The organism is Pseudomonas sp. NPDC098740 (assembly GCF_044760065.1).
Classification (GTDB): Bacteria; Pseudomonadota; Gammaproteobacteria; order Pseudomonadales; family Pseudomonadaceae; genus Aquipseudomonas; species Aquipseudomonas rossensis.
The window spans coordinates 166,544-177,578 of the sequence record NZ_JBIWAM010000004.1 but is presented as its reverse complement, the minus strand read 5'-3'; the positions used below and the strand labels follow the sequence as shown (position 1 = coordinate 177,578).

The 11,035-nt window shown below is 61.0% G+C and carries 5 protein-coding genes; 1 reads left to right on the top strand and 4 read right to left on the bottom strand.

Features of this window, described 5'->3' with window-relative positions; all coding sequences use genetic code 11:
- Positions 1-19: 19 nt before the first annotated feature.
- The 4 genes from ACIQU2_RS06825 to ACIQU2_RS06810 form a co-directional block, all read right to left on the bottom strand.
- Entirely contained in the window at positions 20-3,082 is a 3,063-nt protein-coding gene (locus tag ACIQU2_RS06825; RefSeq protein ID WP_403139549.1) for an amino acid adenylation domain-containing protein, read from the bottom strand.
- Positions 3,083-3,196: 114 nt separating this feature from the next.
- Positions 3,197-4,243 carry a TauD/TfdA family dioxygenase gene (locus ACIQU2_RS06820; protein WP_403139547.1) on the bottom strand — a complete coding sequence of 349 codons (1,047 nt, stop codon included), beginning with the start codon at positions 4,241-4,243 and terminating at the stop codon, positions 3,197-3,199.
- A gap of 17 nt (positions 4,244-4,260) precedes the next feature.
- On the bottom strand, positions 4,261-7,686 hold the full coding sequence (locus ACIQU2_RS06815; RefSeq protein WP_403139545.1) for a condensation domain-containing protein: 3,426 nt from the start codon (positions 7,684-7,686) through the stop codon (positions 4,261-4,263).
- A gap of 8 nt (positions 7,687-7,694) precedes the next feature.
- Positions 7,695-8,672, bottom strand: coding sequence for a TauD/TfdA family dioxygenase (locus ACIQU2_RS06810; RefSeq protein WP_347805297.1), 978 nt, complete (start codon positions 8,670-8,672; stop codon positions 7,695-7,697).
- Positions 8,673-8,931: 259 nt separating this feature from the next.
- Here ACIQU2_RS06810 and ACIQU2_RS06805 point away from each other — a divergent pair, with 259 nt between their 5' ends.
- Positions 8,932-10,992: a TonB-dependent receptor gene (locus ACIQU2_RS06805; protein WP_403139542.1), complete on the top strand. Its 2,061-nt coding sequence runs from the start codon at positions 8,932-8,934 to the stop codon at positions 10,990-10,992.
- Positions 10,993-11,035: the final 43 nt, after the last annotated feature.

Here is an 11,035-nt window from a genome sequence, read left to right as displayed (position 1 = left end):
CGGCGGCGAGGGAAACCGGTCACAGGTCGGCCTCGTTCAGTTCAGCCATCAGCGCTTGCATTTCGTCATCGGACATACCCGAGGCGCTGAACTCGGTGCTGTCGGCTTGCGGCTCAATGGCAATGGCGGCCAGCGGCTGTGCGACTTCGGCCATGGCAGCAATGGTCTGGCGTTCGAACACATGCTTGGCGGAAAGCGCGATTCCTTGCTCGTGGGCCTGGGCCACCACTTGCAGGCTCAGGATCGAGTCGCCGCCGATGGCAAAGAAGTTTTCGGTGACGCTGACGGTCGAGAGTTTCAAGACCTTGGCCACGATGGCTTGCAGGGTGGTTTCCATCGCGTTGCGCGGTGCCACGTGAGCACCTTCGTCGAACTGGTCTGGGTCGGGCAGCTGGCGGGTGTCGAGTTTTCCGTTGGGGGTGCGCGGGAAGGTCGGCAGGGTCACCACTCGGGCCGGCACCATGTACGACGGCAGGCGTTCACCGAGGAAGCGCTTGATCGCTTCCGAGTCCGGCGCGTAGCCATGAGCGGCCAGGATGTAGGCCAGCAGACGCTTGCCGGCGGCGTGCTCCTGCACGATCACTGCGGCTTCGCGCACATCGCTATGGCTGCACAGTTGACGCTCGATTTCCCCGAGTTCGATGCGGTAGCCGCGCAACTTGACCTGATGGTCCTTGCGGCCGAGGAAGGCCAGGCGTCCGTCCGCCAGCCAGCAGGCCAGGTCGCCGGTGCGATAGGCGCGGGTGCCATCGGCCAGGGTGACGAAGGCCTTGGCGGTTTCTTCGGGCTTATTGCGATAACCCCGGGCCAGGGTTGGGCCGGCGAGGACGATTTCGCCCGGTTCGCCGATGCCGCTGGTGACGCCGTGTTCGTTCAGTACGCGCAGGTCCATGCCGGCAATCGGCCGGCCAATGGTCAATGTCCGGCTCGGGTCCAGCACTTCATAAGTAGCCCAGACCGTGGCTTCGGTGGGACCGTATTCATTCACCAGTTGCGCGTGCGGCAAGGTCTTGCTGTGCTGGGCGATCAACGATGGCGGGCAGGCTTCACCGGCGACAATCCAGCACTCAAGGCTGTCGACAGCCCCCGCGCGCTGCAACTGATCGAGCAAAGCCTGATACAACGAGGGCAGCGATAGACCGTGGCTGACCCGATGCTGGGCAATGAGCTGCGCCAGACGGGCCATCTCCAATTCTTCGCCCGTCGCCGGCAATACCAGACGCCCGCCCTGGGCCAGCGTCCAGAAAATCCCCGCGACCGAGCTGTCGAAGGCAAAAGACGACAGCAGCAGGTAGGCGCGCACCGGCGTCTCATAAGTGGCCATGCGCACTTGGGTCGAAAAGCTCAGCGCACCGTGGCTGATTTCCACGGCTTTCGGCGCGCCAGTGGAGCCGGAGGTGTAAATCAGATACGCCAGGTCGTCCGCGTGAGGCACAGGCAGCGACGGCAGGTCGCTGGATTCGGGTGCCGTCAGGTCGTCGAGCACGAAGCGTTGCAGGCTGGCGGGCACGCTGTCGGCCAACTCGGCGCTGACCACGATGTGTGCAATGGCACTGTCGGCGAGCATGTAGGCGCGGCGATCCGCCGGGTAGGTTGGATCAACCGGCACGTAAGCGCCACCGGCCTTCAACACCGCAAGCATGGCGATGATGGCGGCGTTGCTGCGGGCGAACAGAATGCCGACGGGCACGCCCGGACCGATCCCGGCCGCCGCCAGTTGATGGGCCAGATAAGTCGCGCAGGCATCGAGCTGGGCGTAGCTCAGGTCGCCGTCCTTGTCGCTGAGGGCGACAGTGTTCGGCTGCTGCTGAACCTGACGGGCAATCAGCTCGACCAGGGTCACCGGTTCAATCGACGGCAAGCTCGGTTGGGCACCGATAATCTGTGCCTGAAGCGGTCCGTTCAGTGGCAGATGAGCCCAGGCTTGCTGCGGTTCGGCCAGCGTGCCCAGCAGCAGTTGCAGCCATTGTTCGGCGAGACAGGCCGCCGCTTCACTGCTTAACGTGTGGCGGTCGTAAACCATTTGAACGCGCAGGCTGTCGGGCAATTGACGGACGTCCAGGCAAGCCTTTACCGGGCTCATTACTGCGCTGGCATGACGCTCTTGGGTATCACCCGAGCGCCAGGCGAAAGCGTAACCGCCCGTCAGGCTTTGGGTGTAATAGTCCTGCCAGCCAGCCGTGCGTTCGATTATCGCGCCGACGTGCTGACTTTGCTCCATCAGGGTCGTCTGAGCATCCAGATCGATGCGCACCGGCAGGCACTGCTCGAACAAACCCAGGGCGTTTTCCAGTTCCGGGCCACGGCTTTCGTGGATCAATGTGATCGGGACCTGCTGTTGGCCGGCGAGTCGTCCGAGTACTGCGGCCCAGGCAGCCAGCATCAGGTTTGAGGTCAGGGCCGGATGGCGGGCGAGATCGGTGGGCACTGCGATCTCCATGTGTGCCGGCGCAAATCCGCTGCCGATGGTGGATTCAAGCGACAGCTGCAAGGTCGGCTGTTCGGTTTCGCTCAATGGTTTCCAGAAGTTCACGCCCGGATGGTCCGGCTCGTCTTCCGTCAGGCTCCAGCGCCACTCGGCGTAATCGGCGTATTGCAGCGCTTCGGACAGGTCGGGTTGGGTGTCTTGCAGCAATACGCCCGCCAGCAGTTTCAGGCTGGCGAGGTCGAAGTGGCTGCTGGCGGCGGCCAGGTCCAGCACCGATTGTTCGTTCGACAGTTGCACCAGCGTCACGGCGAGCGGATTCGTCCAGTCGCGGGCTTGCGCGGCAAGGCGGGTCAGCTCGATTTCCTGTTCGGCGCAGCTGTGCTGACGCAAGTCCTGAACGGTCACCGCCAGTGCGCAGTTGTCGTGAATCACTTGCACCGGGTGGCGCAGGCCCGGCACCGGCGTCAGGCGCGTGCGCAGGATTTCACTGTCGGCCATCAATGTCAGTAGACGGCTGTTCAGTGCATCGACGTCCACCGGCCGGGATAACGACCACTGCAAATGGCAACTGAACGAGTGTTCGACCGCGTCGTTGATGTGCGGGTACACCGATGCCTGTTGCGGCGAAATACGAAAACCTTGAAGTCCGCTCATGTTCAACTCGACTAAAAATGGGGCTTGAAACTGGGGCACGACAGCGGCGCCGAGGCTCGCCGAACAGATGTCAGGCAAGCCTCTGGCGAGCAACTGGTGCACCCCCGTTGAAAGTCAGACGGCAACGTCACTCTGCAGCAGGGCTTCGGCCATGCCGGTCATGATTGCGCGCTTGCCGGTGAAGGGTTCACGACCGTGTACCGCGAGCATGTTGTCGATGAACAACACGTCGCCCTGTTGCCAACTGAACCGCACCAGCGAGTCGAGGTAGGCTGCTCGCAGGGACTCCAGTACTTGCGGTTCGATCGGTTCGCCGTCGCCATAAAAGGTGTTGGTGGGCAGGTCGAGGTCGTTGAAGTTGCTTTGTAGCGAGTCGCGGATCGCCGGGGGCAGGGTGCTGATGTGGAAGAAGGTCGCGTGGTTGAACCAGACTTCTTCACCGGTACGCGGGTGACGTACCACCGCCGGCCCGCGCTGGCGGGTGCGCAAGCGGTTGTTTTCTTTCCATTCCACTTCGATGCCAACGCTGGCGCAGTAGGCTTCCACTTCGCTGCGGTCTTCGGACTGGAACACGGTCTGCCACGGAAGGCCGAATCCGTCGCCGTAATTGCGCACGTACAGCACACCTTTTTCACGGAAACGTGCTTCGATCTCGGGGCTGATGCTCGCCTTCACGGCACGAGTCGAGCCGATCGGCGTTTCGCCACCGGTTTCGGACGGGATATGGCAATAGAAGAACAAACGCAGCGGAAAGCGTGGCGAATAGGAGTGTTCGTTGTGCGGGAAAATCATCTGGTCGGCCGGGTAATCGGTCGAGGTGTAGATGTTGCCGCCGACCCGGGTGCGCGGCGAGGCACGGAACATGTATTCCAGCGCGCCGGGGGAGAGGGCGGCGATCACTTGGTCGAATTGCTCCACGGACAATACGGAGAAACCGCGAAACAGCAGGGCGCCGTATTGCAGCAGTTTCTTCTCCAGGCTTTCACGTTCCCGGGTTGCCCAGGCAACCAGGTCGACGCCGCTGACCGCCGGCTCGATCACCAGCGGCAAGGCGTGGTCGGGGCTGAGTAAACGCTCGCTGACCAGTTGCTGTTCCGAGACGTTCATGGCTTTGCGGCGCACAGTGCCGAGGGCGCGAGACGATGGGGGCACGATAGACATAAAGGCATCCAACTCGGTTAAAGGGTCAAGGAGCGACGTTTGGTTTGCATCAGCTGACTGCGCCCGGCCAGGGCTTGGGACTGCTGGCGTTCGCGCTGGAACGTTCGATCCCATGCGTCGAGTCGTTCGGCCAGTGCCGGCAGCGGCTCGTCCAGTAGGTTGAGGGTTTCGTCCAACAGACGTGTCCACAGATGTTGCAGGCGCAAGGCGCGATCCTGATCGAAGCAGTCGCCGCGATATTTGAGGGTTGCGTCGATGCCTTCAGTGCCGTGCACCAGATCAAGTACCAGGTGGAAATCGCCCGGTGCCTGCGCCACGTCCAGCGCGGTCATGTGCGCACCAGCGATATCGGTCGGTGTTACCCGCGATGGTTGATAGTTGAGCTTGACCTGGAACAGCGGCGAGTGACCGGAGCGGCGCTCCGGTGCCAGTGCCGACACCACCAGATCGAAAGGCAGGCCTTGATGGGCATAGGCCAGTCGTGCTTCATCGCGGACCCGCTCAAGAAAACCGGCCAGGGTCGGCTCGCCGCGCAGGTCGCAGCGCAGGGTCAACTGGTTGACGAAGAAACCGATGACGTCGTTGTGTTCCGCCAACGGCCGGCCGCTGACATCGGTACCCAGCAGAAATTGCTCCTGGCCACCCAATTGCTTGAGCACCAGTTGATAGCTGGTCAGCAACAGCATGAACAGCGTCATGCCGTGTTCGCGGGCCATGGCTGCGAGGTGTTCGCAGGTGGCCTGAGGCACGGTGAAGTTCAGATTGTGCTCGCCTTGAGTCTGGCCGCTGCCACCCAGGTCGAGGGTTTGAGGCACATGCGCCAGATGCTCACGCCAGAAATCCTGTTCGGCAGCAATCCGTTGTGCGCTCCAGTGCCCGGCTTCCCAGTGGGCGAAATCCAGGTACTGCACCGGCACTTCGGTGTTGGTGACGCCGGCCAGTTCCGCCAGCAACACTTGCGCCGAGCGGCCGTCGAAAGCGATGTGGTGCAGGGTCAGCAGCAAGTCGTGTCGCTCGTCGTTGCGGCTGAGCAGTTGCGCGCGCAGCAGCGGGCCGGTTTCCAGTTCAACCGGAGTGGCGTGTTCATTGGCCAGACAATCGTGGAGTGCTTGCTGTTGCTGCGGCTCGCTCTGGTTACGCAGGTCGTGCCAGGTCAGTGGCACGGCGCTGGCCGACAACACCTGTTGCTGCGGGCCATTGACCCCGTCGCGATACACCGTACGCAATACGCTGTGACGGTTGACCAGTGTGTTCAGCCGTAGCGCCAAGGTTTCGACGTTGATCGGACCTTGCAGACTCAGGCGCAACACCAGGTTGTGTCGGGTGTCGTCCGGGTTCAGTTGACGCAAGAACCACAGGCGGCTTTGGGCGAAAGATTGGCGACTTTGGCTGACGTTTGCATGGGTGGTCGAGGCGCTGGGCGCCGGGGCCGACTCGCTCAGGTATACCTGCAAGGCCAGCGCCCATTCGGCCAGGGTTTGTTCACCGAACAGGCTTTGAATATCGAGGTTCCAGCCCAGATCCTTGTGCAGGCGGGCGGCGAAGTCGGCCACGCTGATGGAGTCCAGGCCCAGGCCGATCAAGCTCAGTTCGAAGTCTGCCGCAAGGTACGGATTGACCTCGCGCAAGGTTTGCTCAAGCCATTGGCGGCAAGCAGTCTGCGCGCGTTGCGGCGTGCCCACGAGGTGCTTCAGTTGATTGAGGGCAATGGTTTCACTGTTTGGTGCGGTCTGCCCACCGCTCTGGGCGATGATGCTCAAGGTGCCGGCGGCCAGTTGTTTGCACGCGCCTTGACGGGCGATCTTGCCGCTGGTGGTCATCGGGATGGTGCCGGCTTCCACCAGCACGATCTGATCGATGCCGCAGTCGGCGGCTTCGCGCACGGCGTTTTGCATCGACGCAAACAGCGCCGGGTGATGCGCCGGGTCGACGAACTTGCGTTGCGGCTCGGCGACGATCACCAGTTTCTCGCGGCCCAGCACCGGGTCCATTTGCGAGAACGCAGCGATACGTCCGGTGCGAATGCCCGGCTCGGAATCGGTAATGGCGAATTCGATGTCGTGGGGGTACAGGTTGCGCCCGTTGAGAATCAGCAAGTCCTTGAGCCGCCCGCAGATCACCACCTGACCTTCGTGCATGAAGCCCAGATCGCCGGAACGCAGGTAATGGCCCGGCTCGCCGACAATGCGTGCTTCAAAGGCTTCGCGACTGGCTTCTGGATTTTTCCAATAGGCTTCGGCGTTGCTCGGGCCCCTCAGCCAGACTTCGCCAACGCGGTCGTCGGCGCAGCGCTCGTGACTCTGAGGATCGGCAATGGCAATGTCATGCAAGGCCTGCGGGTAACCGCAGGCGACGAATTCCACGGCGGCGGCATCGGTGGCCGCCAGAGCAACACGACCGGTTTCCAGCACTGCTTTATCCAAGCGAAGCACCACCGGCAGCGCGTCGGCTGGCGTGGCGCTGACGCACAGCGTGGCTTCGGCCTGGCCATAACCGGGGCTGATGGCCAAAGGGTTAAGGCCGCAAGCGGCAAAGCGCTGGGCAAAGGCTTCAAGGGTGCCGGGGTGGATCGGCTCGGCGCCGTTGATTGCGTGTTGCCAGGCGCTCAAGTCGAGCTGGGCAATCAGGTTGTCGCTGACTACCCGATTGCATAGGGCATAGGCGAAATTGGGGGCAAAACTGGCGGTGGCGCGGTAGCGGCTCAGCGCCTGAAGCCAGGTCGAGGGCGCATTGACAAATGTCTGCGACGCCATCAGGTAGCAAGGCATGCCGCTATATAGCGGGGCCAGCATGCCACCGATCAAACCCATGTCGTGGTACAGCGGCAACCAATTAACCATGCCGCCATGCTCATCGAAACCATAGGCCTGGCGCATCAGTTCGACGTTGGCGATCAGGTTGCGCTGACGCACTTCAACGCCTTTGGGTGTACCGGTGGAGCCCGAGGTGTATTGCAGAAAAGCCACGGTTGCACCGTCGACATCCGGGCGTTTCCATTCACTGGCCGGCGGCAGGCCGAGGTCCTGGACGGTCGACACGTCGACCTTGCCTTCCACCAGCTCCAGCAAACCCTGGCAATGATCCGCTGGTGCCAGAATCAGGCCCGGCTGTGCATCCACCACCACGTTACGTACGCGATCGAGGTGGCGCGGTTTGCGCGACGGTGGCGGGAACAACGGCACGGCGATCATTCCGGCATATAAACAGGCGCAAAATGCACGGGCATAGTCGAGACTGCTGGGCAGCATCAACAACACCCGATCTCCCGGCGCGTAGCGCGATTGCAGCGCGGCAGCCAGGGAGCGGGATTGTTCGTGCAACTGGGCAAAGGTCAGGGTTTCGCCGATCTCGACGCCGTCCGGCAAGAAGTGCAGGGCAGCACGCTGCGGGAAGTGCTGGGCATTGGCCTCCAGTACTTCGATCCAGTGATTGAATGAGAACATGATGGTATTCACGCCATGGCAACGATGACTTTGCGGTCACCGGTGTAAGGATTGCGGCCGTGTGCGACCAGTCGATTGTCGAGCATCAGGATGTCGCCGGGTTGCCAGGGAAAGCTGATGGCGGTCTGGCGATAGACCTCGCGCACGGTGTCGAGTACCTCATCGGGAATCGCCGAGCCGTCACCGAAGTAAACATGGCGGGGCAGGTTCTCTTCACCCACCGCGGCGAGCAGGCTGGCGCGCACGCCCGGCTCGATGGCCGAGACATGAAACAAGTGCGCCTGATTGAACCAGACCCACTCACCGGTATCAGGGTGCTGCAGCACGGCGGCGCAACGCTGGCGTGTGCGCAGGTCGCCGTCGGCTTTCCATTCCCACTCGATGTCGTTGTCCCGGCAGTAGCGTTCAACCTGGGCGCGGTCCTCGGTGTTGAACACTTTCTGCCACGGCAGATCCAGCGCGCCGCTGTAGTTACGTACATAGAGCAGCTCGCGACTGGCGAACAGTTCGCGGATCTCGGCGGGCATGCGCTGGTAGATCAGGCGGCTGTCGGCAATCGGTGTTTCGCCACCGGTCTCACTGGCCTTGATGCAGTGGAACCAGATGCGCGAAGGCCACGGTCGGGTGTAGGCCTGCTCGTTGTGCAAGGGAATGAATTGATGGGCCGGGTATTCGGTAGAGCTATAGACCCCGGCGAAGACTTTGCTGCGTGGCGTGGAACCGAATTCGTAACTGGCCAGCGGTGCGCCGAAACTGGCGGCGAAGCGCTTGAAGTCGATAGGTGTGGCGACAGTGAATCCTCGAAACAGCACGCCACCAATGGTGGTCAGCGCGTGGGGCAACGTGTCGCGAACTGACGGGTCGAGATTATGAATCGACTGTCCCGGCGTCGCCTGCACCAACACGGGTAACGACTGCTCGTTGCCATCCGCTGGAGCAATGGAGAAAGACTCGGAACGCCCGCTCAGGTGTTCGATTGAGGTCATCCTTTGTACTTCCTTTTTTATCTTTATTCGGCCAGTCGGGCGGCTTGGGCAGGCCTTGGAAACAGGGCAGAGGCCGCCGTTGCAGAGTTCGACTGAAATGTATTCGCTCTGATACACGGCGGCATATTAGGTGTTAATGAGATAGATTATCAATACTATTCCTTTAAGTTTTTTTTTGGATTAGACTCCGCCCCGCTGGCCCGAATGAGCATTTGGCCGGCCGAAAAAACAAAAAATATCTGTCGCATGGGAGCGGGGCGTGAATTTCAAAAAGAACACAATTGCGTTGGCTGTGGGGTCGGCGGTCTGCCTGGCTAACAGCGCATGGGCGGCCGAGCAGTCGAACACAATGGAGATCGCTCCGATCACGGTGACGGGTGAAAAAATCAACCGCTCCCTGGAGAAAACCCAGTCCAGCGTCGTGGTTGTCACCGAGCAGCAACTACGCGAGAAGGCCGACAATAGCCTGGTCGACGTGTTCGCCCGTACGCCGGGCGTGTACAGCCAGACCGGTAACGAGAACTGGGGTATTCGCGGTGTGCCGGTATCCGGTTTCGATGACCAGGGCCCGGCGACCCTCAACGGTGCGGTATCGGTTTATGTCGACGGCGCCGTGCAGCCGAACCGCACGCTGACCCTCAGTCCGGTCCCGTTGTGGGATGCGGAACAGGTCGAAATTTTCCTCGGCCCGCAGTCCACCACTCAGGGTCGAAATTCCCTGGCCGGGGCGGTGGTTATCCAGACCAAAAACCCTACCTTCCAACCGAGCTTCTCGGCGCAGACCAATGTGGGGAACTATGGTGAGAAGGGCGCGGCGGTAGCCGGCGGTGGTTCGATCGTCGACGACAAGATTGCCGGGCGTATCGCCGTGGATTATCAGGACGGCGACGGTTACATCGATAACGTCACGCTCAATGAGGACGCCAACCCGCATCGCACCAGCAATACCCGCGGCAAATTGCTGATCCTGCCCAATGACGACACGGACGTTTTGCTGACCTATGCCCATAACGAACACCGCCTGGGCGACCGTTCGACGATGAGTGTCAATGGAAAGCCCAGGTATTACGATATTTCTTCCAATACCAAGGCTTTCGACAACTTCAAGCAGGACACCCTCAGCGCAAAAGTGGATTACCGCCTGAACGATGCCTGGACGCTGACAAGTCTCACCGCCAATACCCGTACGGACTACAGCGCCCGACTGGACTTTGACCAGACCGCTGACTCTAATGAAGTCGTTCTGCGCAAGCAGGACAGCGACCTGTTCAGTCAGGAGTTGCGTCTGAATTACACCTCCGACACGGTGAAGAGTTTCGTCGGTGCCTACTATGGTTACAACACCAACAATTTCCACGATCGGTTGTTGTTCGATAACGAACTGTTCGGTACCTCCAAGGGTGATACCAAGATTGAAAACAAAGCAGTGTTCGGTGAAATCAACTGGACATTCGCCCCGCGCTGGACGTTGATCACCGGTCTGCGCTACGACCACGAGACGAACGACACCGATATCGAACAGGATGACTTCTCCAGCCCCGGGCAAGTCAGCAAGTCGTTTGATGCCGTGCTGCCGAAACTGGGCATCAACTATGAGCTGGCCACAGGACAGTACCTTGGATTCATGGTGCAGAAAGGCTATCGCGGCGGCGGCGTCAACGTCCGTGCCGGCGGCGGTCACGAGTCCTACGATCCTGAATACACCACCAACTACGAACTGTCGTACCGTGGTTCATTCTTCGACGAGACCCTGCGTACCCGCGCCAACCTGTACTACACCGACTGGAAGGACCAGCAGGTCAGCGTGCAGGACCCAGACACTCAGTTCTCTCGCGTCTTCAACGCCGGTAGCAGTGACATCAAGGGCCTGGAAGTCTTCGTTGAAAAAGACCTCACCGAACAGCTGACGCTGACCGCTGGTGGCGCCATCACCGATGGCAAGTACAAGGACTTCGTCACGGGCGATGGCCGGGATATGAGCGGCGAATCGTTCCTCTTCTCGCCCAAATACAAGATGTCGGTGGGTGGCACCTACCGCTGGGATGACCGCCTGACCTTCAACACGGACGTTACCTACCAGAGCACCGCGCCGTCGGAATACGAGTTCGGCGCGGACGGCAAGGTTACTGGCGAGCGCAAGAGCGACAACTACGTGCTGGTCAACTTCAACACCGAGTACAAGGTGACCAAGAACGTCGCTGTGTCCGGTTTCGTGAAAAACGCTTTCGACAAGGAATACGTCACCAACGACCGGAGCGACGGCATCATTGATGTGGGTGCGCCGCGCACGGTGGGTCTGGTTCTGCGTTACGACATGTAAGCCGATGAGCGCGGGGAGGCAATCTCTCCGCGCTCGTTTTCAG